Origin of the sequence: Streptomyces sp. Ag109_G2-15, from assembly GCF_900215565.1 — a bacterium.
Taxonomy (GTDB): domain Bacteria; phylum Actinomycetota; class Actinomycetes; order Streptomycetales; family Streptomycetaceae; genus Streptomyces; species Streptomyces diastatochromogenes.
Genome location: NZ_OCNI01000001.1, coordinates 3067236 through 3092687, shown reverse-complemented (window position 1 = coordinate 3092687; position 25452 = coordinate 3067236). Strand labels below are relative to the sequence as shown.

The 25452-nt window shown below is 70.1% G+C and carries 25 protein-coding genes, 2 tRNA genes and 1 pseudogene; 14 read left to right on the top strand and 14 right to left on the bottom strand.

Features of this window, described 5'->3' with window-relative positions; translation table 11 throughout:
• Nucleotides 1–31: 31 nt before the first annotated feature.
• On the top strand, nucleotides 32–784 hold the full coding sequence (locus tag CRP49_RS13790) for a hypothetical protein (RefSeq protein WP_097253633.1): 753 nt from the start codon (nucleotides 32–34) through the stop codon (nucleotides 782–784).
• Nucleotides 785–793: 9 nt separating this feature from the next.
• On the opposite strand, the gene CRP49_RS13785 is transcribed toward CRP49_RS13790, so the two are convergent.
• Nucleotides 794–997 (bottom strand): hypothetical protein, encoded by a 204-nt coding sequence (locus tag CRP49_RS13785; RefSeq protein ID WP_167444247.1) that lies wholly within the window; start codon nucleotides 995–997, stop codon nucleotides 794–796.
• 204 nt (nucleotides 998–1201) lie between these two features.
• On the opposite strand from CRP49_RS13785, the gene CRP49_RS13780 reads away from it, so the two are divergent.
• From CRP49_RS13780 to CRP49_RS13765, 4 genes are all read left to right on the top strand, one after another.
• Nucleotides 1202–1696, top strand: coding sequence for a MarR family winged helix-turn-helix transcriptional regulator (locus CRP49_RS13780; RefSeq protein WP_097253631.1), 495 nt, complete (start codon nucleotides 1202–1204; stop codon nucleotides 1694–1696).
• A 13-nt stretch (nucleotides 1697–1709) separates the two neighbouring features.
• Nucleotides 1710–4253 carry an MFS transporter gene (locus CRP49_RS13775; RefSeq protein WP_097253630.1) on the top strand — a complete coding sequence of 848 codons (2544 nt, stop codon included), beginning with the start codon at nucleotides 1710–1712 and terminating at the stop codon, nucleotides 4251–4253.
• 105 nt (nucleotides 4254–4358) lie between these two features.
• Nucleotides 4359–5180, top strand: a complete 822-nt coding sequence (locus tag CRP49_RS13770; protein ID WP_097253629.1) for a YceI family protein — start codon at nucleotides 4359–4361, stop codon at nucleotides 5178–5180.
• A gap of 68 nt (nucleotides 5181–5248) precedes the next feature.
• Entirely contained in the window at nucleotides 5249–5719 is a 471-nt protein-coding gene (locus tag CRP49_RS13765) for a PPOX class F420-dependent oxidoreductase (protein WP_097253628.1), read from the top strand.
• A 90-nt stretch (nucleotides 5720–5809) separates the two neighbouring features.
• Here CRP49_RS13765 and CRP49_RS13760 read toward each other — a convergent pair whose 3' ends face one another.
• The 8 genes from CRP49_RS13760 to CRP49_RS13725 all read right to left on the bottom strand — a co-directional run bounded on the left by CRP49_RS13760 (nucleotide 5810) and on the right by CRP49_RS13725 (nucleotide 15661).
• Nucleotides 5810–6571: a TetR/AcrR family transcriptional regulator gene (locus CRP49_RS13760; protein ID WP_179851606.1), complete on the bottom strand. Its 762-nt coding sequence runs from the start codon at nucleotides 6569–6571 to the stop codon at nucleotides 5810–5812.
• A 79-nt stretch (nucleotides 6572–6650) separates the two neighbouring features.
• Nucleotides 6651–8069: an MFS transporter gene (locus CRP49_RS13755; protein WP_179851605.1), complete on the bottom strand. Its 1419-nt coding sequence runs from the start codon at nucleotides 8067–8069 to the stop codon at nucleotides 6651–6653.
• 71 nt (nucleotides 8070–8140) lie between these two features.
• Entirely contained in the window at nucleotides 8141–10333 is a 2193-nt protein-coding gene (locus tag CRP49_RS13750) for a glycosyltransferase family 39 protein (RefSeq protein ID WP_097253626.1), read from the bottom strand.
• Nucleotides 10330–11796 carry a bifunctional glycosyltransferase family 2/GtrA family protein gene (locus tag CRP49_RS13745; RefSeq protein ID WP_097253625.1) on the bottom strand — a complete coding sequence of 489 codons (1467 nt, stop codon included), beginning with the start codon at nucleotides 11794–11796 and terminating at the stop codon, nucleotides 10330–10332. The genes CRP49_RS13750 and CRP49_RS13745 overlap by 4 nt, the downstream gene beginning before the upstream one ends.
• Before the next feature lie 14 nt (nucleotides 11797–11810).
• Nucleotides 11811–13448 carry a HAMP domain-containing sensor histidine kinase gene (locus tag CRP49_RS13740; RefSeq protein ID WP_097253624.1) on the bottom strand — a complete coding sequence of 546 codons (1638 nt, stop codon included), beginning with the start codon at nucleotides 13446–13448 and terminating at the stop codon, nucleotides 11811–11813.
• The gene (locus tag CRP49_RS13735) at nucleotides 13445–14185 is read right to left on the bottom strand and encodes a response regulator transcription factor (RefSeq protein ID WP_165955629.1); all 741 of its coding nucleotides are present in this window, start codon (nucleotides 14183–14185) and stop codon (nucleotides 13445–13447) included. The genes CRP49_RS13740 and CRP49_RS13735 overlap by 4 nt, the downstream gene beginning before the upstream one ends.
• Before the next feature lie 170 nt (nucleotides 14186–14355).
• Nucleotides 14356–15228: a DUF2797 domain-containing protein gene (locus CRP49_RS13730; RefSeq protein ID WP_097253623.1), complete on the bottom strand. Its 873-nt coding sequence runs from the start codon at nucleotides 15226–15228 to the stop codon at nucleotides 14356–14358.
• A 64-nt stretch (nucleotides 15229–15292) separates the two neighbouring features.
• A complete protein-coding gene (locus CRP49_RS13725; protein ID WP_097253622.1) occupies nucleotides 15293–15661 on the bottom strand; it encodes an HGxxPAAW family protein in 369 nt (122 codons plus the stop codon).
• An 83-nt stretch (nucleotides 15662–15744) separates the two neighbouring features.
• On the opposite strand from CRP49_RS13725, the gene CRP49_RS13720 reads away from it, so the two are divergent.
• Nucleotides 15745–16236 (top strand): helix-turn-helix domain-containing protein, encoded by a 492-nt coding sequence (locus CRP49_RS13720; RefSeq protein WP_097253621.1) that lies wholly within the window; start codon nucleotides 15745–15747, stop codon nucleotides 16234–16236.
• Nucleotides 16237–16336: 100 nt separating this feature from the next.
• The gene (locus CRP49_RS13715; RefSeq protein ID WP_218892959.1) at nucleotides 16337–16918 is read left to right on the top strand and encodes a hypothetical protein; all 582 of its coding nucleotides are present in this window, start codon (nucleotides 16337–16339) and stop codon (nucleotides 16916–16918) included.
• 596 nt (nucleotides 16919–17514) lie between these two features.
• Here CRP49_RS13715 and CRP49_RS13710 read toward each other — a convergent pair.
• From CRP49_RS13710 to CRP49_RS13700, 3 genes are all read right to left on the bottom strand, one after another.
• Nucleotides 17515–18570 carry an HTTM domain-containing protein gene (locus CRP49_RS13710; protein WP_097253620.1) on the bottom strand — a complete coding sequence of 352 codons (1056 nt, stop codon included), beginning with the start codon at nucleotides 18568–18570 and terminating at the stop codon, nucleotides 17515–17517.
• A 79-nt stretch (nucleotides 18571–18649) separates the two neighbouring features.
• Nucleotides 18650–19264, bottom strand: coding sequence for a DUF5819 family protein (locus tag CRP49_RS13705; protein WP_257033391.1), 615 nt, complete (start codon nucleotides 19262–19264; stop codon nucleotides 18650–18652).
• A 313-nt stretch (nucleotides 19265–19577) separates the two neighbouring features.
• On the bottom strand, nucleotides 19578–20684 hold the full coding sequence (locus CRP49_RS13700; RefSeq protein ID WP_257033390.1) for an ice-binding family protein: 1107 nt from the start codon (nucleotides 20682–20684) through the stop codon (nucleotides 19578–19580).
• Nucleotides 20685–21483: 799 nt separating this feature from the next.
• Here CRP49_RS13700 and CRP49_RS47845 point away from each other — a divergent pair.
• From CRP49_RS47845 to CRP49_RS47840, 6 genes and pseudogenes are all read left to right on the top strand, one after another.
• The gene (locus tag CRP49_RS47845; RefSeq protein WP_257033389.1) at nucleotides 21484–21795 is read left to right on the top strand and encodes a hypothetical protein; all 312 of its coding nucleotides are present in this window, start codon (nucleotides 21484–21486) and stop codon (nucleotides 21793–21795) included.
• A gap of 190 nt (nucleotides 21796–21985) precedes the next feature.
• A complete protein-coding gene (locus CRP49_RS13690; protein WP_097253618.1) occupies nucleotides 21986–22591 on the top strand; it encodes a DUF5994 family protein in 606 nt (201 codons plus the stop codon).
• Between the two features lie 5 nt (nucleotides 22592–22596).
• Nucleotides 22597–22758 (top strand): hypothetical protein, encoded by a 162-nt coding sequence (locus CRP49_RS45895; protein WP_179851604.1) that lies wholly within the window; start codon nucleotides 22597–22599, stop codon nucleotides 22756–22758.
• A 308-nt stretch (nucleotides 22759–23066) separates the two neighbouring features.
• Complete coding sequence (locus CRP49_RS13685; RefSeq protein ID WP_097257345.1) at nucleotides 23067–23423, top strand: STAS domain-containing protein; 357 nt, start codon at nucleotides 23067–23069, stop codon at nucleotides 23421–23423.
• Between the two features lie 56 nt (nucleotides 23424–23479).
• Complete coding sequence (locus CRP49_RS13680) at nucleotides 23480–23974, top strand: hypothetical protein (RefSeq protein WP_179851603.1); 495 nt, start codon at nucleotides 23480–23482, stop codon at nucleotides 23972–23974.
• Nucleotides 23975–24058: 84 nt separating this feature from the next.
• Nucleotides 24059–24371, top strand: a pseudogene (locus tag CRP49_RS47840) (hypothetical protein); the annotation flags it as partial.
• Here CRP49_RS47840 and CRP49_RS13670 read toward each other — a convergent pair.
• Both CRP49_RS13670 and CRP49_RS13665 read right to left on the bottom strand, forming a co-directional pair.
• Nucleotides 24337–24409, bottom strand: a tRNA-Arg gene (locus CRP49_RS13670). The pseudogene CRP49_RS47840 and the gene CRP49_RS13670 sit on opposite strands and share 35 nt — an antisense overlap.
• 206 nt (nucleotides 24410–24615) lie before the next feature.
• Nucleotides 24616–24706, bottom strand: a tRNA-Ser gene (locus CRP49_RS13665).
• Between the two features lie 195 nt (nucleotides 24707–24901).
• Between CRP49_RS13665 and CRP49_RS13660 the strand changes: the two genes are divergently transcribed.
• Nucleotides 24902–25444 carry an SSI family serine proteinase inhibitor gene (locus tag CRP49_RS13660; protein ID WP_097253617.1) on the top strand — a complete coding sequence of 181 codons (543 nt, stop codon included), beginning with the start codon at nucleotides 24902–24904 and terminating at the stop codon, nucleotides 25442–25444.
• Nucleotides 25445–25452: the final 8 nt, after the last annotated feature.

Below are 25452 nucleotides of genomic sequence, written 5' to 3'. Positions count from 1 at the left end.
CATCTGACGGAGCGTCAGCCACCATGGCCGGATGCTTCGCACCCGGACACTTCGTACCCGGACATCTCGTACGACGACACGGACACAGGGCCGCCGAGGCGCCGTCACGGCAGCGTCGGCGGCCGTCGTGTGTCTGGGCGTGACCCTGGCCGGGTGCGGGGGCGGCGACCGGGACGGGTACGCGGCGGTGGGCGGCGTGCCGAGCCCTGCGGGTTCGGCGGGGGCGCCGACAGGAGCGGTACGGATGGTCCCGCTGGACGGGCCGACCTCCGACTCCAACTCACGGTCGGGCAGGCCGCCTTCGGATACGCCCTCCGAAACACCCCCGTCAGGGATCCCGTCGGCCGGCGCGAGCACCACACCCGACAGCACCACACCCGACCCTGCGGACACCTCACCGAGCCCCACCGGCGCGGGCACGACCGCCCCGGAGCAGCCGTCGCCCACCCCAACTCCCAGCCGCACCAAGCCCCCCGCGCCCGCCGACCTCAGCTGGGGCGATCCGTCGCGCCAGGGCACGGACAAGCGCTGGTGCGAGAAGGTGACCGTCGGCTTTCACAACTCCGGCGGTACGGCGGTGCGTTCGGGCACGGTGACGTTCGGGACGCACATCATCGGCGCGCTCGGCATCGACTGGGGAACGGTCGAGTCGACCGCGGACCTCCCGGTGCCGATCGGGCCGGGCGCGCGCACGGACCACACCTGGACGGTGTGCGTGGATGCCTGGCGCGTCCCGCTGGGCATGCACATCGAGACGCGGGACGTGTCCGCCGAGTGGAAGTAGCCGTACGCCTTACTTGAGCGCCAGCCAGGCCACCGCCGCGACGACGGCCACGGCGACGACGACGCCGATGATCAGGCCGATGCGCGGTCCCGAGGAGGAGGCGGCGGCCGCCTGCTGCCGGCCCCCCTGGGGAGCCTCGTCGACGAACGCGCGGAACATCTGGGTGCTGCCGGCGGGGTCGTAGTTGCCCTGGGGGCCCTGGGTGTTAGCCATGGCCCGAGACACTAGCGAATCCAGGTGGCCGACCCAAGTGCGGGGCCACCGGGACAGAGGGGGGCAGGCCACCCGCCCCCACCTGCGTATTTACAGTCGCAATACTTGCCTTTGCCAAGTTTTTGCGCCAGCCGCCCCCGATTTGTTTGCCTGCAGCAACCAACAGATCTATGGTTGCCCCAAGCAACGAATACGGGAGGTGTGATGGCCGGGCAGGCGCAGTACGAAGAGCTGGCGCGTCAGCTCAGTGCCGTCGGAGCCGTGAAACGGGACATGGGGCGGATCCTGCCGCCCGAGTGCCCGGGCGGCTCGGCCGCCGTGCTGACCCTGCTCGGTCGCCACGGCGACATGCGCATGAGCAAGCTCGCCGAGCTGCTCGCCGTGGACATGTCGGTCACCAGCCGGCATGTCGCGCACGTCGCCGCACGCGGCTGGATCGAGCGGTCACCGGACCCCGCGGACAAGCGCTCGCGCATCCTGCGCCTGACGCCCACGGGCCTGGAGCAGCTCGACGAGCTGTCCCGGCGGACCACCCATCTGCTCGCCGACCGGCTGAGCGACTGGACCGACGACGAGGTCGGCCAGCTCATCCGGCTGATGACGCGCCTGCGCGACAGCTTCGGCGACTGCCGGTCCGCCCCGCCACGGCCGCCCGCACCCGTACTCGAAGAGACCACCCGTACACCCGCAAGCACGTAAGCAAAGGAAGCCCATGGCAACGACCACACCAGCCGGTGTGCGGGCTCACGCCAAGCACGGGGGAGGTTCCTCGGCGGACCACGCCCCGATGACGCACCGGCAGATCATGGAGGCCCTGTCCGGGCTGCTGCTCGGCATGTTCGTGGCGATCCTGTCGTCCACGATCGTCTCCAACGCCCTGCCGCACATCATCGGTGACCTCGGCGGCGGTCAGTCCGCCTACACCTGGGTGGTCACCGCCGCCCTGCTGTCGATGACCGCGGCCACTCCCCTGTGGGGCAAGCTCGCCGACCTGTACAGCAAGAAGGCGCTCGTCCAGATAGCCCTGGTCATCTACGTCCTGGGCTCGATGGCGGCCGGCCTGTCGCAGAACGCCGGCATGCTGATCGCCTGCCGTGTCGTCCAGGGCATCGGCGTCGGCGGCCTGTCCGCCCTGGCGCAGATCGTCATGGCGGCGATGATCTCCCCGCGTGAGCGCGGCCGTTACTCCGGCTACCTGGGCGCCACGTTCGCCGTCGCGACCGTCGGCGGCCCGCTGCTCGGCGGTGTCATCACCGACACCTCCTGGCTGGGCTGGCGCTGGTGCTTCTACGTCGGTGTCCCCTTCGCGATCATCGCGCTGATCGTGCTGCAGAAGACCCTGCACCTGCCCGTGGTCAAGCGGGAGGTCAAGGTCGACTGGGGCGGCGCGTTCGTCATCTCCGCCGCCGTGTCGCTGCTGCTGATCTGGGTCACCTTCGCCGGTGACAAGTACGACTGGATCTCGTGGCAGACGTACGCGATGGTCGGCGGCTCGATCGTCCTCGGCGCGCTGTTCGTGCTGGTGGAGTCCAAGGCGAGCGAGCCGATCATCCCGCTGCGCCTGTTCCGCAACCGCACGATCACGCTGGCCTCGCTCGCCTCGCTGTTCGTCGGTGTCGCGATGTTCACCGGCACGGTGTTCTTCAGCCAGTACTTCCAGCTGGCCCGCGACAAGTCCCCGACGATGTCCGGCGTCATGACGATCCCGATGATCGGCGGTCTGTTCATCTCCTCGACCGTCTCGGGTCAGTTCATCACCCGCACCGGCCGCTGGAAGGCCTGGCTGGTCAGCGGCGGCGTGCTGGTGACGGCCGGCCTGATGATGCTCGGCAGCCTCCGCTACGACACCGACTACTGGAAGATGGCCATCTGGATGGCCCTGCTGGGTCTCGGCATCGGCATGATGATGCAGAACCTGGTCCTCGCCACGCAGAACCAGGTGGCGCCCTCCGACCTCGGCTCGGCCAGCTCCACGGTCACCTTCTTCCGCTCGCTCGGCGGTGCGATGGGCGTCTCCGCGCTGGGCGCCGTGATGTCCCACCGGATCACGCACTACGTCACCGACGGCATCTCCGCCCTGAGCCCCAAGTACCAGGCCGCGCTCGCCGGTTCCAGCTCCACCGACAGCATCCCGGACATGGACAAGCTCCCGGTCCCGCTGCGCACGCTGCTGGAGAGCGCCTACGGCCACGGCATCGCCGACGTCTTCTTCATCGCCGGATGCCTCGCCGCCGTCGCCTTCCTGATCACGCTGTTCATCAAGGAGGTCCCGCTGAAGACCAAGGGCGCGCTGGCCCAGGCCGCCGAGGGCGAGACCCCGGCCACCGCCCCCGTGGAGCACACCCTGGAGCAGCCCGTGCAGGAACCCACCCCGGAGCAGGTGCCCAGCTGGGCCGCGCCCGTCGCCTCGACGGCCGGCTCCCCCGAGGCGCCCGCCACCGCCACCCGGCCGATGACCGCGGTCGCCACGATCGCCGAGCCCGGCCCGGCGGGCGGCGGCACCCCGGTCCACGGCTTCGTCCGCGGCGCCGAGAGCGCCCCGGTCCCGCAGGCCGCGGTCACCCTGATCTCCCTCTCCGGCCGCCAGCTGGGCCGCTCGGTCGCCCAGGCCGACGGCTCCTACGGGCTGGCCGCGCCGGGCACGGGCTCGTACGTGCTGATCGCCTCCGCCGACGGCTACCAGCCGCAGGCCTCCACGATCGTGGTGGGCGAGGAGCCGCTGTCGTACGACATCCTGCTCAGCGGCACCAGCGGGCTGAGCGGTGTGGTCCGGGCGGCCGGGAGCGCGCTGCCGGTCAAGGACGCGATGGTGATCGTCACCGATGTGCGCGGGGACCTGCTGGCCACCGCGGCCAGTGGGGAGCAGGGCGAGTTCGCCTTCACCGAGCTGGTGCCGGGCGTGGTGACCGTCGCGGTGAACGCGGCCGGGTACCGTCCGCGCGCCCTGCCGGTCGAGATCGGCGCCACCGGCGTCACCCGGATCGAGGTCGACCTCGACGCCGGCGCCCAGCTGCTGGGGGTCGTACGGGCCCCGCACGGTCCGCTGGCCGACGCCCGCGTGACCCTCGTGGACGCGGCGGGCAACGTGGTCGGCACGGCCACCACCGGGACGGACGGGGCGTACGCCTTCGCCGACCTGGACAACGGCGAGTACACCGTCATCGCGACGGGCTACCCGCCGGCGGCCACCGCCCTGACCGTCTCCGGCACCGGAGTCGACGGCCACGACATCGAACTCGCCCACCCCGGCGAGTAGTTCACACCCCGGCCCGTGGTGCGCGCACCGCCATGCGCGCGCCACGGGCCGGTCTCATACGACCAATTTGTAAGCCTTTGTAATTCCTTGCAGGGAGAAAACGGGATGGGACTGACCGCGAGGATCCGTACCCGGGACGGATGGGCCGTGTCGCACGCGGTCGTCACGGTGACGGACATGACCGGTACGCAGGTGCTGCGGGCCGAGGCGGACGCCGAGGGTGCCGTACGGGACACCACCGGGCTGGCGCCGGGGGCGTACACGGTGATCGTGACCGCCGTCGGGTACGCGCCCGCCGCCTCCAGCGCGCTCGTCACCGCGAGCGGGCGGGCCGAGGTCGGCACGGTGACACTCGCCCGGCAGGGCGGCACCGAACTGCCGCCGCCCGGCCCGTGGACCGTCGACCCGGTGCACTCCTCCGTCGCCGCCGTCGCCCAGCACCTGGGCATCTCCAGCGTGCACGGCCGGTTCACGGAGTTCGGCGGGTCGATCGAGATCGCCCCCGACGACATCACCAAGTCCCGCGTGGAAGCGGTGATCCGGGCCGCCTCCGTCGACACCGGCAACGGGATGCGCGACACGCACCTGCGCTCCGCCGACTTCCTCGACGTCGAGCGGCACCCCGAGATCACCTTCCGCTCGACCGGCCTGTCCCAGGCCGGCCCGGACCGCTGGACGGTCCACGGCGAGCTGGCGATGCACGGAGTCGTACGGCCCGTCGACCTGGACCTGGCCTACCTCGGCACCGGCGCCGACCCGTGGGGCGGCACCCGCGCCGCCTTCCGCGCCACCACCGAGCTGCACCGCGAGGACTTCGCGATGAACTACAACCAGGTCCTCCAGGCGGGCATCGCCGCCATCGGTACGACCCTCAGGGTCGAGCTGGACATCCAGGCGGTCCAGGGCGACACACTGCCCACCGCCTGACGTGCACCGGTGAGCCTGTGCCCGGCAGGGTCAGGCTGACCGGTCCACCGGCGCTCTAGGCTGCGCCCATGGCACCCAACATCGCGACGAACACCCGCGTCTCGCTGGACGACCTGCTGGACTTCGTACGACCCCGCCACCGCGCGATCCTGCTCACCCGCCGCGCCGACGGCAGCCCCCAGGGCTCCCCGCTGACCTGCGGGGTCGACGACTCGGGCCGGATCGTGGTCTCCACCTACCCCGAGCGCGCCAAGACCCGCAACGCCAAGCGCGACCCGCGGGTCAGCCTGCTCGTCCTGAGCGACGAGTGGAACGGCCCCTGGGTCCAGATCGACGGCACCGCCGAGGTCGTCGACGCCCCCGACTCCGTGGAGCCCCTGGTCGAGTACTACCGCAACATCGCCGGCGAGCACCCCGACTGGGACGAGTACCGGGCGGCCATGATCAAGCAGGGCAAGTCGATCATCCGGGTGACTCCGGAGCGGTGGGGGCCGGTGGCGACCGGCGGCTTCCCCGCGCGGCTTGCTCCGCAGGAATGACGGTGGCCTAAGAGCTCGGGGGCCTGGGTGTGCGTGCGGCTGCGGGTGCGTTGTGGCTAATCGCGCAGTTCCCCGCGCCCCTGGGGCGCTTCAGTCGCCGCCCTTTTCCACCATCGCCTCGATGCCGGCCACCAGCAGGTCCAGGGCGAAGGTGAAGTCCCGGTCCAGCATCTCGGCGACCGTGTCTCCGCCGCGGGCGTCCATGATCTCCTTGGTCTCCTGGAGATAGTCCGCGGCCTCGGGGTCCTGCCGGGCCGACGTCATGGCCTGCTGGAAGTAGTCGTCCGGGGGCAGGCCGGAGTCCGCGATCCGGGACAGGAACTGACCCTCCAGCGTGCCGTAGCCGTACACGAACTGGAACACGGCCGAGATGGCGCTCGTCACCCGGTGCGCGGGCAGCCCGGCACGGCGGATGACCCGCTGCACCGTGCGCGAGAAGGCGAGCGACTCGGGGCCGATGTTGAGGTACCGGCCGGCCAGCGGCGACATCCAGGGGTGGCGCACCAGCAGCGCCCGGTACTCGGCGGCCAGCGCCCGCAGCTGCTCCCGCCAGTCGCCCTCGTCCTCGACGGCGGGCAGCCGCAGCTCGCCGTAGGCCGCGTCCAGGGCGAGTTCGAGCAGGTCGTCCTTGGTGTCGACGTACCAGTACAGGGACATCGCGGTGACGTTCAGCTCACCGGCGAGCCGCCGCATGGAGAACTTCGCCAGCCCCTCCGCATCCAGCAGCCGCACACTCTCGGCGGTGATCCGCTCCCGGTCGAGCCCCGAGGGCTGCGCGCTACGCCCACCACGCCGCGCCTTCCCCTCCAACCACACACTGGCCCGCACCGACCGCGCATCACCCTTCGCCATCAACGCACCTCTCTGGACTTCCGGCCACTTCTCAAGATGCTAGATGTGCAGCAGCACACATACCCATCCCCCCGAACTGTCAGGCGACATTCCGCTCCGCCCGCCGCAGAAGCCCCGCAGCCACAAACCCACCCACCAGCACAGCAACAGCCCCCACCAACTGCCCGGCCCCGAGCCCAGAAGACAACGACTCCCCCGAGGCAACGGAAGAGCTGAGCACAGCCCCCAGCACGGCAACCCCCAGACCGTTGCCGAACTCAGCCAACGTGCCGTTGATCCCGGCCCCCACCCCCGCCTTCTCCGAAGGAATCGCACTCATGATCGCGTGCGCCATGGCCGGGTTGGCGACAGCGCATCCCACACCGATCAGCAGCAACCCCACCAACGTCCCCGCATACCCCCCGGAGTCCAGCTCCGCGATGGACACCAGCCCCAACGACATCAGCACCATCCCCATCGCGATCGACACCGGAGTCCCCAGCCGCTGCCCCCACTTCGCCGACACCCCCGAGAAGTTGAGCACCACCACCGCCAAGGCCAGCGGAGCCGTCCGCAACCCCGCCTCCAAGGGGCCGTACCCGAGCACGAACTGAAGGTGCTGGGTCAGCAGAAACAGCGCTCCGCCCATACCGAACGTGATGAGCACGGCCCCGGCCACCGCCCCCGTGAACCGCCGGTCCCGGAAGAAGTACGGGTCGAGCATCGGCTCGTCGACCCGGCTCTCCCAGTACGCGAACCCGGCGAGCACCACGACCGCGAGGGCGGCCGTACCGAGCACCCGCGGTGAGGTCCAGCCGTGCTCGGGACCGGAGATGATCGCGAAGACGAGCGAGGCCATGCCGATCGTCGACAACAGCGCGCCGAGCAGGTCCGGGCGGTCGCCGCGGCCCGGGGGTCCCGGGGGTGTCCCCCGGGAAAATGCAGCCTTCGACTCCGGCACAAGGGCCACGGCCGCGGCCAGGCCCAGCGCCGCGACCGGGATGTTGATCAGGAAGATCGCGCCCCACCAGAAGTGGTTCAGCAGGAAGCCCCCGATGAGCGGGCCGGCCGCGAAGCCCAGCGCGTTGACCGCGCTCCAGATGCCGATCGCCTTCGGCTGCTCCTCGGGGGCGAAGACCTGCATCGCCACGGCGAGCGTGGTGGTGACCAGCAGCGCCCCGCCGACGCCCATGCCGGCCCGGGCGGCTATCAACTGGCCGGTGGAGTGGGCGAGTCCGGCCGCCAGGGAGCCGATGCCGAACAGGGCGAGCCCCGCGATCAGCATCTTCTTGCGGCCGTAGCGGTCGGCGGCGCTGCCCGCGGTGAGCAGCAGCCCGGACTGCACCAGGGAGTAGGCGTTGATCATCCACTGGATGTCGGACGTGGTCGCGTGCAGCTCGCGGGTGAGCGAGGGGATGGCCACGTTCAGCACGGTGTTGTCGAGCAGCACGGTGAGCTGGGCGAGACAGATGACACCGAGGATCAGCCAGCGCCGGGGATGACCTTGGGAAACGGACATGCTGTACACCGTATAGCTGCTGCTATACGGTGTACAGCACGTTTCTGTCGGCTGATCTGCCGGCCGCTCTGTCAGCCACTCGCCTTCTGCGTGAGGTCGTAGAAGGTGGCCGAACCGACCGTCACCTTCTTGAAGTTGCTCTCGACCCACGAGGTGATCTGGGACGACGTACCGCTGCTGCTGCCGCCCATGCCGCCGCCGGCGATGAAGTAGTGGATCTTTCCGTCGGCCACGTACTTCTTGAACTGGGCCAGCGTCGGGGACGGGTCGGTGCCGTTGAAGCCGCCGATCGCCATCACCGGGTCACCGGTGGCCAGCTGGTAGCTCGCGGCGTTCTGGGAGCCGATGGAGGCGGCGACCCAGGTGTAGCTCCCCGCGTCCTTCTCCAGCAGCTTCTTGGCCGCGGAGGAGACGTTCGCGCCGTTCAGCAGGCCGCCGGCGCCACCCCCGCCGCCCATACGGCCGCCTTCGCCCAGCTGACCACCGCCCGGGAAGCCGTTGCCGTTCTGCTGGCCCTGGCTCTGTCCCTGCCCCTGGCTGTTGCCGTTCTGGCCCGGCATGCCGCCACCGGGGAAGCCCTGGCCCTGGCCGCCCGGCAGGGTCCCGTTGCCGTTCTGCTGACCCTGCTGACCCTGCTGGCTCTGGCCCGGCGTTCCGCCGCCGAAGCCGCCGCGCATGCCGCCGCCGGTGCCGCCCGGGCGGCCGCCGCCGAAGCCCATCATGCTCGCGCCCGCCGGGCCGGCCGTCGGGATGGAGCCGGTGTGCGCGGAGTTCACCGTGCTGAGGGTGTACGCGGTCGGACCGGCCAGCGCGGCCAGCAGGCCCACCGCCGCCGCGCCGAGGGCGAGCTGACGCGAGATACGGCCCGCGAAGACCAGGCCGAACGCGGCCGCGAGCCCGCCGATCAGGACCAGCCACTTCAGCCAGGGCAGATAGCTGGAGGTGCGGTTGAGCAGGACGTAGCCCCAGACGGCCGCGGCCACCACGGCGGCGGCGAGGGTGATCGACGCCCAGGTCTCCTTCCGCTTCTCCCACAGCAGCCCGGCGCCCATGCCGGTGACGGCCGCGATGTAGGGGGCGAGGGCCACCGTGTAGTACTGGTGGAAGATGCCCGCCATGTAGCTGAAAACCACCATGGTGATCAGCAGCGAGCCGCCCCACACCAGGAACGAGGCGCGCGTGACGGACGTACGCCGGGACTTGCGGGTCGCCCACAGGCCCGCGACCAGCAGGATCAGCGCGGCCGGGAGCAGCCAGGAGATCTGGCTGCCGATCTCGGAGTTGAACATCCGGTCCCAGCCGGTGGCGCCCCAGCGGCCGGAGCCGCCCGCGCCACCACCGCCGCCGACGCTGCCGGTCTCGTCGCCGTTGATCCGGCCGAGGCCGTTGTAGCCGAAGGTCAGCTCCAGGAAGCTGTTGTTCTGCGAACCGCCGATGTAGGGGCGCGAGGAGGCCGGCCACAGCTCGACGATCGCGACCCACCAGCCGCCGGCCACGACGAGCGCGACGGTCGCCAGGCCCAGCTGCACCAGCCGCTTGCGCAGCCTCACCGGACCGCAGACGGCGTACACGATCGCGAGCGGCGGCAGGATCAGGAAGGCCTGCAGGGTCTTGGCGAGGAACGCGAAACCGATCGCGGCCCCCGCCCACACCAGCCACTTCGTCCGCCCGTCCTCCACGGCCCGTACAACGAAGTAGCAGGCCAACGCCATCAGCAGGGCCAGCAGCGCGTCCGGGTTGTTGAACCGGAACATCAGCGCCGCGACGGGGGTCAGCGCGAGCACCGCGCCCGCGATCAGACCGGCCGCGGGGCTGAACCGGCGTCGTACACCCGCGTACACGACCGCGACCGTGCCGACGGCCATGAGGACCTCGGGGGTGAGGATCGCCCACGAGTTCAGGCCGAAGATCCGCACCGACAGCTCCATCGGCCACATGAAGGCCGAGGGCTTGTCGACAGTGATGGCGTTGCCCGCGTCCAGCGAGCCGAAGAAGAACGCCTTCCAGGACTTGCTGCCCGCCTGGACGGCCGCCGAGTAGAAGGAGTTGGCGTAGCCGGAGGCGCTCAGGTTGTACAGGTAGGTGACGAGGGTGAGGGCCAGCAGGCCGAGGAAGGCCGGGCGCGCCCAGCGCGGGTCCTCGGGGCGGCCGCGCCACAGTCTGCGGACGAAGGGCTGGTCCGGTGTGTGCGGGGGAGCCGTGGGCGGCGGGTCCCAGGCGGTGGCGCCGGTCTGCTGGGCAGGCTGGTCGTAGTGGGTGGTCATCGGGGGTCCCCCGGGTCGGTGTCGTGAGGGCGCACCGGCTGCAGCCGCATGGTGGCGTCCCTCCAGCTGCCGTCCGCGGCTTCACCGGCGCGGACCTGGGTGGTCTGGTACGGCTGCTGGTACGGCACCGGGCGCTGCGGGAGCGGTGCGTATGGAGCCGTCGTGCTGTAGGTGGGCGAGGACGGGTGGTGGGTGGCCACCACCGTCGACTCCCGGCCGGACTCCTCGCGGTCCGGGAACACCCAGGCGCGGAAGAGGAGGAACCGAAGGACGGTCGCCGCGAGGTTGGCGGCGATGAGCACCGCCAGCTCGGTGGAGTGCGCCGGGTCGCCGGTGGCCGCGTTCAAGGCGGCCAAAGAGCCGCTGGTCAGGGCGAGTCCGATGCCGAAGACGACCAATCCCTGCGCCTGGTGCCGGACGGCGCCGCCCCGGCCGCGCACCCCGAAGGTCAGCCGGCGGTTGGCGGCCGTGTTGGCGATCGCCGAGACCAGCAGGGCGAGCGCGTTGGCGATCTGCGAGCCGGAGAACTGCCGGAAGACGCTGTAGAGCACCAGGTAGAAGAGGGTCGACAGGCCGCCGACCACGCAGAACCCGACGAGCTGGCGGGCCAGCCCCTTGGGCACGTCCTGGATCTCGCGGTCGCGCGGGTCGTCGCCGAAGGGCCGGGTGAGCCGGTCCAGCGGCAGCGAACCGGTGGCCAGCGCCTTGCCGATGCGCCACACGCCCTTGAGGTCGTCGGTGGCCGTCTTGACGATGTGCACGGTCGAGTCGGGGTCGTCGACCCAGTCGACCGGCACCTCGTGGATCCTGAGCCCCGCCCGCTCGGCGAGCACCAGCATCTCGGTGTCGAAGAACCAGCCGGTGTCCTCCACCAGGGGCAGCAGCACCTGGGCGACATCGCGCCGGATGGCCTTGAAGCCGCACTGCGCGTCCGAGAAGCGGGCCTGCAGCGAGCCGCGCAGGATCATGTTGTAGGCCCGGCTGATGAACTCACGCTTGGGGCCGCGCACGACCCGGGAGCTGCGGGCGAGCCGGGAGCCGATCGCGAGGTCCGAGTGGCCCGAGATCAGCGGCGCCACCAGCGGCAGCAGGGCGTTGAGGTCGGTGGACAGGTCGACGTCCATGTACGCGAGGATCGGCGCGTCGGAGGCGGACCACACGGTCCTGAGGGCGCGTCCGCGGCCCTTCTGCTCCAGCCGGAAGTTGGCGACCTCCGGGATCTCCGCCGCAAGCCGCGCCGCCACCGCAGGGGTGCTGTCCGTGGACGCGTTGTCCGCGATCGTGATGCGGAAGGCGTACGGGAAGGTGCGCGCGAGGTGCTCGTGCAGTCTGAGCACGCACGGCTGGAGGTCCTTCTCCTCGTTGTAGACGGGGATCACTACGTCCAGGACAGGCGTACCGGCGTTTCCGGCCGGGAGGTGCTCCCGCGCCGGCAGGGTGCCGGGAGAAGAGTCGGTTCGCATGGAACCGACTCTCGTCAGGCGCCCTGTTGCACCCATGTGGTGGCACTGTGCTGTGCCTGTGAGTGCTGTTGCCAGCTCATTTCCGGCTGCGGCTGCGGGGCGAGCGCCGGCAGGTGCACCGTGAACACGGTCCGTCCGGGCACGCTGTCCACGGTCACGGCACCGCCGTGCGCGGCCGCGACGGCCTGCACGATGGCGAGCCCCAGACCGGTGGAGCCGGTGGCGCGGGAGCGCGCTGAGTCGCCGCGCGCGAACCGCTCGAAGACGTGCGGCAGCAGGTCCGCCGGGATGCCCTGCCCGTTGTCCTCGACGTCGATGCACATCCAGGGCCCACGCCGCTGCACGCGTGCGGTGACGGTCGTACCCGGCGGGGTGTGGTTGCGGGCGTTGCCCAGCAGATTGACCAGCACCTGCTGGAGACGGGCCGCGTCCGCCGACACCAGGGCGGGCTCGTCGGGCAGGTCGAGCCGCCAGTTGTGGTCCATGCCGGCCGCGCGGGCGTCGCTGATGGTGTCCACGACGAGCGGGATGAGGTCGGTCTGCTCGAACTGCAGCGGCCGGCCGGCGTCCAGCCGGGCCAGCAGCAGCAGGTCCTCCACGAGGAGGGTCATCCGCCCGGCCTCGGACTCGATCCGCCCCAGCGCATGCCGGGTGTCGGGCCCGACCTGCTCCCGCCCGCGCCGGGTCAGCTCGGCGTACCCGCGGATGGAGGCGAGCGGAGTCCTCAGCTCATGGCTGGCGTCCGCGACGAACTGCCGTACCCGCGTCTCGCTCTGCTGGCGGGCGTGCAGGGCGCCGTGCACATGGTCGAGCATCCGGTTGAGCGCGGCGCCGACCTGGCCGACCTCGGTGTGCGGGTCGGTCTCCGACTCCGGGACCCGCTCGCTGAGGTTGACCTCGCCGGTGTGCAGGGGGAGTTCGGAGACCCGGGTGGCGGTGGCGGCGACCTTGCGCAGAGGGCGGGTGGCCACGCCGACGATGACGAAGCCGGCGAGGGAGGCGGCGAGCAGGCCCGCCACGGTGACACAGACCTCGACGACGATGAGGGTGTCGATGTTGTCGTCGACGTCCTTGGTGGGCAGGGCGACGTAGTAGGCGTCGCCGCTGCCGTCGGGGCTCACCTTGTACTGGACGCGGTAGTCGCCGAGCCCCGGCAGCTCCACCGTGTGCGGCTTGCCGTCCTTGGACACCTTGGCGAGCGCCCGCTGCTGCGCGGCGGTGAGGTCGACGCGGTCCATCTTGCGGAACCGGTTGTAGCTGTCGTTCAGCTGCACGGCCTTGCCGGCGCTGGCGATCGAGCCGTTCTGCACGAACGCCGCGACGGTGTTGGGCTGCGTCGGGCCGTTGGTGAGGAGGTGCTCGATCCGTTCGCTCGGCGTGGAGCTGTTCTTGGAGTCGGAGTCGGGCACCGGCAGGGCGCCCGGTCCCGTACCGCCCGGCAGCCGGCCGCCCGCCGCGCGCATGCCGATCTCGCCGACCTTGCCGTCCAGCTGGTCGTACAGATGGGTGCGCAGCGCGAGCGTGGTCACGGTGCCGATCACCGCGCAGACCACGGCGATCAGCACCACGGACGCGACGACGAGCCGCGTCCGCAGGGTGCGCGGCTGTCCTGCTCGTCGCTTCTGCGGACGCGGCCGTCGTCGTCCGCTCATGACGCGGCGGGCTTGATCAGGTAACCGGCCCCACGCCGGGTGTGGATCATGGGCTCACGCCCGGCGTCGATCTTCCGCCGCAGATACGAGATGTACAGCTCGACCACGTTGGCCTGCCCGCCGAAGTCGTACGACCACACGCGGTCCAGGATCTGTGCCTTGCTGAGCACGCGCCGCGGGTTGCGCATGAGGAAGCGCAGCAGCTCGAACTCGGTGGCGGTGAGGTGGATGGAGTCCCCGGCCCGCGAGACCTCGTGGCTGTCCTCGTCCAGGGTCAGGTCCCCCACGACGAGTACGGAGTCGGACCGCCGGTCGGCGGCTCCGGACCGGCGGATGAGCCCGCGCAGCCGCGCCACGACCTCTTCCAGGCTGAACGGCTTGGTGACGTAGTCGTCGCCGCCGGCGGTGAGTCCGGCGATACGGTCCTCGACGGCGTCCTTGGCCGTGAGGAAGAGGACGGGCACGTCGGGCAGCTCGCGGCGCAGCCGGCCGAGGACGGTCAGCCCGTCCATGTCCGGCAGCATCATGTCGAGGACGACGGCGTCGGGCCGAAACTCACGGGCCGTCTGTATGGCGCCCTGGCCGTCCCCCGCACTCCTGATCTGCCAGCCCTCGTAACGAAGAGCCATGCTCAGCAGTTCGGTGATCGACAGCTCGTCGTCCACCACAAGCACTCGGACGGGGCTCCCGTCCGGCCTCAGCAGTTCGGTGCGCCCCTGGGGCGAGGTCGTGGTCATGGTCGACACCATGTCGGGGTCCTCTGAGAACACGCTTTCACGAATCTGTGATTTCCCTAAGAAACGCACAGGCGCCTCTCAGGGAATGCCTGGGAAGCACTCACACACGCGTGAGGCGACGGAGATCGCGAGCCCGCCGGGGGTGTGGGCGACACCTTCGAGCCCGTGGGTCAGAAGAGCCCCTCCGGTTCCCTTCTGAACTCCCTTGCCGGAACGGTGAAAGCGCCGGCCTCCGTCGGCAGCGGCATCAGCTCCCATCCGGTCATGAGCCGTGTGTCGAGGACGACGACCCCGCGCCCGTCGACCGCCAGGTGCAGATCGGGCCCGGCGGCGGCGACCAGCTCACCGCTCACGACCCCGCCCGGGACCAGCTCGACGACGTCACCGACGGCGGCCGGTGCACCGAACAGCCCGAACTGCCCGACGTGGTCGACCGGTTGACAAGGCTCCCGGGTCAACGACTCGGGCCACGCTTCCAGTACGACGGCCCGCGCATGCAACTCCCTTACCTCGGCGGCCCGCTCGGCCTCCGTCCGCGGCAGCACCGCCCGCAGCGCCCGCTTCTCGGCGTACGGAATCCGGTCCGGGACCTGGAGGGCGGCCCGCAGCAGCTCCTCGGTACGCCGGGCGGCCATCAGCGGACCGGTGCCCAGCCAGCTGAAGCAGACGGCACCCTGCTCCAGCAGCCGCGCCGAACCGCGCTCGACGGCGGTGATGCCGACCTTGACCCTGCCGGGCCCGAACCACGCCAGATAGACGCGGTACGGCCGCGGATCGTCGGCGATGGTGTCGGCGGCCACGGAGTGCGCCCGGTCCAGTCGCGCACACTCCTCGCACCGGGCCCCCGTACTCCGCCCCGGCACCACGGCCCGCACCGGACACGCGTGCCCCCGCGCCCCCGCACACCGTCGCACCGAGCCCTCCGCGACGGCGAACGCGACCCGCTTCCCCCACGGCAGCGCACTGCGCCGCCCGCCGTCCCACACCAGCGAGGGGCCGTCCGGCGTCCAGCGCAGTCCGGAGCATTTCCATACGTGTGCCATCACTCATGAGCGTAGAAGGGGGCACTGACAACGCCCTGCAGACGACATCAGTCGGCAGATGACATCAGTCGGCAGATGACAGAGGCGCCGCCTCGGCGCGCACCTCGCCCGACACCACCGGCACGGCGCTCGCCGCGGTCCGCCCCCGCCCCGCCAGCCGGCAGCCCACGCACCCGGCGTGCCCTTCCCGGGCCCGGGTGTCCCGGACCCGCATCCCCCACTGCTCCCGCGGCCGCACCCCCGGCGGCTTGCCCCAGCCGGACAGGTGCAGCACCCAGGTGACCAGGACGCTCACGCCCACGATCGCCAGCCCTCCCACGACGGCCGGCACGGAGACCGTGCACACGCCGAACCCCACGACACCGGTTCCTACGGCAGCGATGCCGAAACCGGTCCAGCCGGCGACCGTGTGACCCTCGTCGTACAGACTCATGGAACCGCCTCCAGGGACAAGATCCCTCACGAGCTAAGACATTTACTCGCCCGAATATCTCACGAGCTAAGGGATTAAGAAAGATGGACGGCACACCCCGACCGCCCGCCAGCCCGGCCCAGGCGCTGTCGGCGATGGACCACCTCATCGCCGCGCACCTGATCGGACAGCAGGAACTGGCCCGGCGGCTGGGACTGAACGTCACCGACCTGACCTGCTTCGCCTTCGTCCTGGAGGCCGGCGAGGAGCTGCTCACGGCCGGCGACCTCGCGGCCCGCGCCCATGTGACCACGGGCGCGGTGACCGGCATCCTCAACCGCCTCGAACGCACCGGCTACGTCACCCGCCGCCCCGACCCCGTGGACCGCCGCCGGGTGCGCGTGGCCGCCGTACCGGACGCCGTGACCCGCGTCGAGGCCGTGTACGCGGGCCACTACCAGCGCCTGACCGCCCTGTTCGCCGACTACTCCGCCGGGGAACTGGCGGTCATCACGGACTGGTTCACCCGGGCGACGGCACTGGCCCACGAGTACCTGGAGAAGCTGAACCGGAACGACCCGGAAGAGGAGTGCTGAGACCCACTCCCTCCTTGCGGTCTTCATTCCAGCCTTGACTCAAAATCATCTTTAGGTGAGCCTTACCTAAGTCAAGCTGTGCATGCCCTAGGAGTCGTCTGTGTCCGCGCTGCCCTCGGAGCCGTCCGTGTCCCCTCAGGCGGCGCCCCTCCGGCGACTGGGTCTGTACGACACCTGGTGGACGGTCACGGCCGCCGCACTCGCCGCCTGCCTCTGCCTCTCGGCCTGCGCATGGATATCCACGCACCTGCGGGTGGACACCGCCCTGCACACCGTGGCGCTCTTCGCCCACCTGGCCTCGCTCGTACTCGGCTTCGGAGCCGTCCTGGTCGCCGACTACTGGGCGCTCCTGTGGCTGACGGGCCGGAGCACCCTGCACGACACCCTCACCGGCGCGGCCCGCCTCCACGTCCCGATCTGGGCCGGCCTGGCCGGACTCGTGGCCAGCGGCGTGATGCTCCAGCCCGACCTCGGCTCCGCCCCCACCCGTATCAAGCTGGGGCTGGTGCTCGCCCTCACCCTCAACGGCCTGCAGGCCGGACTCCTCAACCGACGCATGTCCCAGCGGAGCACCACCGCACTCACCCCGCGCCTCCTCGCCCGGGGAGCGGCAACGGCCTTGGTGTCCCAGGCCTGCTGGTGGGGCGCCGTGATCATCGGCTTCCGCAACAGCCAGCACTGACACCGGCGCGGCAGGACTGGAACCTCCCCTGGTTCAGCGCGGTTTGCAGAGCCTTCACGGCGACGGGGCCCCAGATCCCGTCCACGACCAGCCCGGCGCCGTCGTCGATGCACACGAAGCAGGCGGACTCGGTGGCCGGACCCCACAGACCGTCAGCACGCCGGCTGCTCCGGGGACACCTGCCTACAGAGCGATCCTCCGGCCATGGACTGCGGCGTAGCCCCGGAACGCCCGTGGGCCAGTACTCGGTGACCATCCACCTGATCGCGTGGGAGGACGAGGCAGGCAGCGTCAACCCGGATGGGACTCCCTCCGGGACAGCCCTGCCCGGCTTCGTCGCACTCGTCGATCCCACCTCTCCGGACTCGTTGGCATCCTCTGCGTCGAGGCGGAGCCATGGCGCAGGCGGCTGCGGTGCACGCCCATCAGCCGTGGGTTGGACATCAGGGCAGATTCACGGTCGCGGCACCAGTCCACGCCTGTCCGGCCGACAACGCTGGGGTCTGGCGAGGGCGCCCACTCCGTTCGCGATGGGATCGTCACCCTGCTCCTGGGGGCGGAATCCGGCCGCCGCACAGAGGTACCAGGTGCCGGCCTCAGCCCACCGGTCCCGACTGCGCAGGCACCAGTGCAGCCTCAGTGGGGGTCGGAGTCCGCGCCTCCCTGACATCGGCCCACGGGACAACACGCCGCCACAGCTGTCCCAGGTACCGGTAGAAGCGGTCCGGAAGGAACACGGCGTCCGCGACGATCATCGCGCCGGAGAAGAGCGGCAGGCCCAGGAACACCGCGATACCCACGTGCAAGCCCAGCAGCATCGTCAGGACGGGGTACTTGAGCCTGCCGAACAGGACAAACGGGAAGGCCACCTGCAACAGCACCGTCAGGTAGCAGGCGATGGCGATCAGTACGTCGTGTTCGTCCGCCATGGCGGAGAGCTCGGGCCAGGGCTGGAACAGGTCGAGATTCAGGACGTAATGGAGGGCGGTGCCGTTGCCCCAGGAGGCGCCCTGCACCTTGTACAGGCCCGCGGATCCGTAGAGGAAGCAGACCTGGGCGGCGATGACGAGCATGCCGCAGTTGTGCAGCACGGTGATCACTGTCAGGCGCGCGTCGCGGAGGTGGCGTCGCAGCTCGCCGGATGCCTGGTCCAGCGGAAGCCGGACTGTCATGCCGGCGGATGCTCGGAGCCGGGTCCTGCGCGCGTCGAGGGACCAGCGTCGGCCGCATGCGGTGACGACGAGGTAGAGGGCCATGAGGAGGATGAGGTTGTCCCCTCCGTCCACCATGTAGATCGCCCTGGCGTGGAACGACGCCACTACGACCGCGAACAGCATGGACACCGCTCTGGTCCGCCAGCCCAGCATGAACAGTGCGGAAGTGACGATGGCTGCCGCGTAGCAGACCTCGAAGTAGGCCCGGCTGTCGGACAGGGTGAGGATGCTGGCCCACCCGGTCTGGTCGAAGAGTTGCCTGGCCAGTGCCGGAGTCCACGGTGAGCCGGGACCCCAGATCGCGTCGCGGTGGGGGAACTCGCGCAGCAGGAAGGTGAAGTAGAGGAACCCGTACCCGATGCGCAGAACCGCGGCGGCGTACAGGGAGATCGGCTGCTCCAGCAGGAGGGTGAGGAGCGTGGCGATACGGGCCGGCATCTGCTCCGGCGCGGGTGCGCTCGCTCGCTCGGTGCCGTGTCCGGGGCGCGTCGGCGTGGCCGCCGCGACCGATGTCTGCTCAGCCTGTTGCATTGCGGGCCACCTTCCACCAGGGCAGATAACGGGTGTCGGCGGGCCCTGGTGCGGCCGCGCCGGGACCGGGTCCGCCCGCAGCGGGCGGCGCGGTGATGGGCAGGGTGATCACCCGCAGCTGGATGGACTCGAATGTGCCGTGGCGATGGGCGGCGACGCGATCCGCCGCGATGTTGCGCAGGTATTGCTGGATCATCAGAGCGCGCTGCGAGCGCGGACGGTCGTCGCCGCCGTGCGTTTCGAGGTAGGAAGTCCAGGCCCGGCGCAGCATGTTCTGTGCTGTGTGGCTCGGGAAGGGGTTGTGTTTCACTGCGGATGTGTCGACGGCGGTCAGGTCGAACCAGCCGCTGACCTGGACGGTGCCGTCCGGAGCGGTGTGCATGGTCCTTGCCGAAATCTGCCGGTTGACCGACTCCGGGTCCGGGGCGAAGAGTCGCCAGTTCTGTTCGAACAACGGGAAGACCCAGGCGTTGACCTGCCGGCTGTACAGCCGGGACATGGGATTCGGTGGTGCCACCTGCAGGAACACCAGGAGCACGTGTACCAGGGCCGTCGCCAGACAGAGGACCACGGTGACCCGTACTCCGGCCTTCAGGGCCACGGGCGGCTCTGAAGGTGCTGGGAACGCAGGCGGTCTGCCGCCTCCCTGCTGCGCGGTCGGCCCGGCGCCGGCCTGGTCCGACTCGTCGGCATCCGCCGATGCAACGCCACCCCGCACGGCTCCATCCGGCCTTTCTGTCCCGAGTTTTCTCACCTGGTTCTCCTGAGCTTTGGCCGACGGCGTGCGGCGGAATCAGCGACGATTCGCGCCGCACGCCGCCCGTCCTACTCGCGCATATGGGCGGCTGCCTCCGAGCACTCACCCCGCCGGAGCGGGCCATGCATGCTAGGCAGGATCGCCCAGCAGACCATGCTCAACTTCCGGTGGCAGGCTCACAGTCGTAGTCACCGCCGGGCTGGTACCCGGGCTTGCAGCCGTACCCGCCGGTGGTGCCACCGGTGCCACCGGTGGTCCCCGTGGTCCCCGTGGTCCCCGTGGTCCCCGTGGTCCCCGTGGTCCCCGTGGTCCCGGTGGTCCCCGTGGTCCCGGTGGTCCCCGTGGTCCCGGTGGTGCCGGTGGTGCCGGTGGTGCCGGTGGTGCCGGTGGTCCCAGTGGCGGTCCCGGTGGTGCCGGTGGTCCCGGTGGTGCCGGTGGTCCCAGTGGTGCCGGTGGTTCCAGTGGTCCCAGTGGTCCCAGTGGTCCCGGTGGTGCCGGTGGTCCCGGTGGTCCCAGTGGCGGTCCCGGTGGTGCCGGTGGTCCCAGTGGCGGTCCCGGTGGTGCCGGTGGTCCCGGTGGTGCCGGTGGTGCCCGTGGTGCCGGTGGTGCCGGACGCGCACTCCGGCCGGGTGATCGTGTTGGTGTCCAGCGTCACGGCAGCGTTACGGGCCAGCGCCCGCCCCTCGATGGTCGCGCTCGTGTTGGCAGTGATCGAGGTCATGGCCAGGATGTTGCCCACGAACGCGGTGCTGGTGCCGAGGGTGGCCGAACTGCCGACCTGCCAGAACACGTTGCACGGCGAGGCGCCGTTGATGAGGGACACGCTGCTGCCGGACGCCGTCGTCAGACCCGAACCGATCTGGATCACCCAGACGGCGTTGGGGTCGCCCTGGGCGTCCAGGGTGAGGGTGCCGGTGAGTTGGAGAGTGGAGGAGGCGGTGTAGACGCCCGGATACAGCGTCAGGCCACCGGCGTCCGGGGGAAGTGCCCCGTTGGGGGAGGTGGGTTCTCCGGCGGCGACGTCGTACGCCGTCGCCAGGTCGGTCTGGGCGTCCCGGGCCACGGTGTCCGCAGAGTGGAAGGTCCCGTTCACCACGGCGGGCGGCCCGTAGCCGGTGATCGACGATCCCGGATACACCCCGACATCTCCGGTGATCACCGAGGGGCCGGTGTTGGTGGTTGCCGAACCGGCCAGCACCGCGAAGCTGTCCGCCCTGCCCAGATCCACAAACGTGGCGAGGGCACTTGCCTGTGTCGTCGTCACGGCGACTACGACAGCGGAGATCACCACGGCAAGTACCGCCGCGGTCCATACCGACAAAGTGCGCCGTAGAGGCGCCACAGGGATATTGAGCGTCATTGAATGGCCAACTCCTGTGAGGGGATGGAGACGTATTTGGCGGTTCTCGGTCGCACAGAATCGCCTGTTTCTGTCGCTGGCATATTACTCAGGAACAAGTGCCAGGTTACGATTCATGCGAGTGGTTTCGCCGAACCTGACGAGCCGATCGCAAATGCTAGAAAATCATTAATGGGCTGAATGGTCGTTCCTGCTTAGTCGAGACGGGCGACACGGTGACGTCACTTCCCTGGTCGGCCCAGGCGGCGACGAAATTCATGCATCCGTAGTCCCTGGGTCCATACCGCCGCCCTTCGACGCCCGGCATCTCACCGGCGCGTTGAGTAAATAAGCAGCTCCGCGGTTCTCTCCGGAGCAGTAGTCGCATCAATGGCGGAGCGGAAGGTGTACCGCCAGAAGGTCATGGAAGCTTTGCGTGAGGCCAGGGGAGGAAACCGGCTTCTGACGCGTCACCTGAGCGGCACTTCCCCGCTATCCAGGGATCCGCGAAAGAGGAATTGACCACAGCCTGTACCTAACTTTCGGGTGAGGACCTGATCAAGGTCGACTGGGGCACCGGCAAGGCTCACCCGGACGCACCAAAGCGTGCGGCGCATGGTGGCGCCGACCCCGGCGTGTACGGGGCTCCCGGTCCGGCAGTTGCGCTGCCACATTCCGTGGAACGGCTCGCGCCGAGCGGCACCCCGCCCAGCAGGAAGAGGGCATGATCCAGGCAGCCGACATCCGCGAGTGGCGCAACCACGACGTCATCGACCCGAAGGGCCACAAGATCGGGGTGCTCGAGGCGATCTACGTGGACACCACCACCGACGAACCGGCCATGGCCACCGTCGGCGTTCCACTCATGGCGGTCTTCCTGTTGATCGTCCTCGTGGCTGTCGTGCTGGGACTCGTCGGGGCAACAGTGGCGGGGCTCAGCTATCTGCTGGTCATCGGCATCGTGCTCCTCGTGGCTGACCTGGCCCTCGCCGCCGTGCGGTTGTCCCGGCGCTCCCGTCGGCGTCTCCTCCGCTGACTACGGCGGCGGACGACCAGGGCCTCGTGTTCCGTTCAGCCCGTCGCTCCGCATCGGTCCGCCGGGCGTCGGCGAGGAGTATCCTGGTGATTACCGAGAGCATCTCGTACACCGGCTTCCACGCCGGGTCGTTCTCGGCGATTCAAAACAACCGGGCCGGCCGTGACCGGCCCGGGGTTGGGTCCGCATCATGACCGCGACCATTCTGTTGACGCCCACGGTCGAGGAGCGGACCCCTTCTTCGTTGCCGCCCCGACTCGTGCTGGCACCCGCCGACACCGCTCCGGCCCTGATCGACGGTGCCTGGTGGCCCCGCTCCCGCGACCTGAAGGCGCAGCTTCCGGCGCTCATCGAGGTGCTCGACCCGCTGTGGGGGCGGATCACCCGGGTAACGGTGAACCCCGCGTTCTGGCCGGTCATCCCGCGAAAGGTGCCCGTCCACGGGCACGTGGTGCACGTCGGCTGGTTCGAGGCCGAGCAAGACCCGCACGAGCTGCTGCTGCTCTCCTACACCGTCGGCCGCTGGGACCTGCTGGTGATCCCACCGGAGACAGCGCCGGCCACCGCGGCCCGGCTCATGGCCACGGCCACCGACCCGTCGCGGAGCCTCACGGCGACCGGCCTGATCCATGAGGCCGAACGCTTCCGGACCGCGGCAGAGGCAGCGGCCGACTCGGACTCGCTCCGGGAGGCGGTCTGGGACTCCGAAGGCGGACATGACGCCCGCCACCCGGCCTCACGTACTCCTGCTGAAGCGGTCATCTGCCACGTGCCTACCCCGGCAGTAGGAGTGTGAGGGGCATGGACACCTTCGCGACGGTGAGCGTGCTCCTCGCTGTGATCGTCTTGGGCGTGATCGTGATTCAGCTGTTCACCGCGAGCCACGATGACCGTCTGGCGACCTTGCCCTCCGGCCGTCCCCGGCGGTGGCGGCTATGGCCGCGGCACCGCACGGAGAAGTGAACCTGCCTGCACCATCGGCTCAGCCTGCGACAACGGCTCAGTGGAAGGGGCCTCGGCCCTGACCGCGACTGTGCCGCGCAGAGACGTCGAAGTCCCAGATTCCGATGCGCGTTGCCTGCGGTAGCGGACTCCGTCCGATCGCCCAGCGCATCCCCCGAGGGAACCAGTTGGCCCTGCGCCTGGAACACAGGCCACTGGACCGGCCGTTCGCCTCTCTGCACGAGAGCACGACCGTGTACGGAGCGCAGGAAGAGCCGGGAATCCGGCTCGTACGGCGCTGCCCGGCCGGTCTTCTGAACCGAGGCGCCATGTCCATCCCACAGCTGACCCTCTACCGGCACGACAGGCACAGCCGGGCGTTGATCACCCTGGCCGGTGAGATCGACCTGGCAACAGAGCACCTCGTGCGCGACGGGCTGGGGCGATGCCTGCGGGACGGCATCCGCACCATCGACGTCGACCTGACGACCGTCACCTTCTGCGATGTGACCGGCCTCAACGCCTTCCTGCATGCGGCGCGGGCCATCGCCGTGGCCGGCGGATCCCTGCGGTTGCACCACCCACCACAGGTACTGGCTCGAATCATCGCCCTCACCGGCAGTGGCACCCTGCTCCTCGGCCTCCCGGGCGACCTGCCCGTGGGCCTACCGGAGCGTGTGTGGTGAGGGAGCGATCCGGGACAGGGCAACCGCAGAAACCCAGTGGCCATGAGCCGTCCGCCATGGACGCGGTCCGTCTGCGCCGACTCAACCGCTGGCAGACCGAGAGCCTGAAAGAGGACCTGGCCGATCTGTACGTCGAGTCCTCCGACACGGCCGCCGGCGAGGGGTACCACGACCGCCAGGACTTCCTGCGACGCCTCACGGACGACGTCCGGAGGCCGGGGTTCGCGATGCTGGTCGCGGAGACCACCACGCTGGTCGGGTGCGCCTTCGGATCTCCCGTAGGTCGCGACGGTTCCTGGTGGCAGGGATTCGACGCGACTCTCCCCCGGAGCATCGAGCAACTCACGGCATCCGGGCATGTCTTCCCCGTGGCCGACCATGCAGCCCGTGCCGCCTTCCAGTCCTGGGGATGGCAGGACATCGGAGAAGTACACCGGCCGCTCGACCCGGGCCCGGCGGTGTTACGAACACTTGTCCTTCCCCTCGGGGGGCGAACAGCGACCAACCCGGACGGCCTTGCGCACAATGCGGGGACGCAGCGGCCCGCATAGCCGCCACGCGCGGGGCCCGAACCGGGACGCACGGGAGCAGGCTCCGCTCCCAGGAAAGACGATCTGCTGCGAGCAGGGCATGAGTCGCAGGTCGGCACCCCGATCGAGCCGGGCAATCTCACCCGCATGTTCGCCCTACGGGCCCGGCGCGCCGGCCTTCGGGTCATACCGCTCCGGAACACCCGTCACACATGCAGCTCGCTCCTCGTCGCCCTGAAGGTGCAACCCGAAGGTGGCACAGCGGATCCTGCGGCACTCGCAGATCGCCATGGGCGGTACCGCTAAGACCGTTGCTGTACTTCGCTGCTGTACGCCCCCGAAACGCAAGAGGCCCCGGATCTCTCCGGGGCCTCTTACCTGTGTGCACTCGGCAGGATTCGAACCTGCAACCTTCTGATCCGTAGTCAGATGCTCTATCCGTTAAGCTACGAGTGCTTGTTTTTCGTCTTCGCTCTCGGCCCTTTCGGCCCGCTCGCGGCGACAGGAAGAACATTACATGACTGCCGCCGCCATGTGAAATCCGATTCGCATACCCCTTGTGACCTGCGAAAACGTCGATCAGGCGGGGAGGGGGAAGGTCCTCGGGGGGGTCCGGGAACGCCGAAGCCCCGGTCCTGGGGACCGGGGCTTCGGGATCGGTGCGGAGGCGGAGGGATTTGAACCCTCGATGGGCTTTAAGGCCCAAACCGCATTAGCAGTGCGGCGCCATAGACCGGACTAGGCGACGCCTCCAGCACAACCACTCACGCGAGCGCGCGACTGGTGCGTGCAGATGATGACACAGTCGAGCGTGCTGTCACCAATCGGCTCCCACGGTACTAGGCGCGAGGGCCGCAGGGCAAAGGGCTTCGCCCGGCGGGGCGGCAGGTCCGGGGTCCGGCGCAACGTACGAGGGCCGCGAGCGTTGGGCAGGGCATGGTCTCTGTCATGTCGGTCGTCCCGCGCATGGTCATGTCGGTCGCCCCGCGGGGCGTCCTGGTGGCGTCCCTCGCCGCCGCCTCGTTCTCGTCACTGGCCGTCCTCGCCGCCGTACCGGCCGCCGCGGCCGCGCCGGCCCTGCCCCCGCCCGTGCGGCCCGAGGACCGGGCCGGTGATCACCTCACCGTCGTCGTGGAGCACGCCGGCGCGGGGCGGGACGGGACGTTCGACGTGTCCTGTCATCCCGGGGCCGGGGATCACCCGGACGTGGCAGGGGCCTGCCGGGTGCTCGACTCGCACACACGCTGGGGGCGGGACACCTTCGCCCCGGTGGCCCCCGGCAGCGACTGCACCATGCTCTATGGCGGCCCGGCCACCGCCCACGTCACCGGCACCTGGGCCGGACGCCCGGTCGACGCCCGGTACGACCGCAGCAACGGGTGCGAGATCGGGCGGTGGGACCGGTTGGTGCCCCTGCTGCCGAGCCTCGGTTCGCCCACGGACTCGCCTTCGGGTTCGTCTCCGGATGAGTCTCCGGGTTCGCCTTCGTAGGTGCTTCG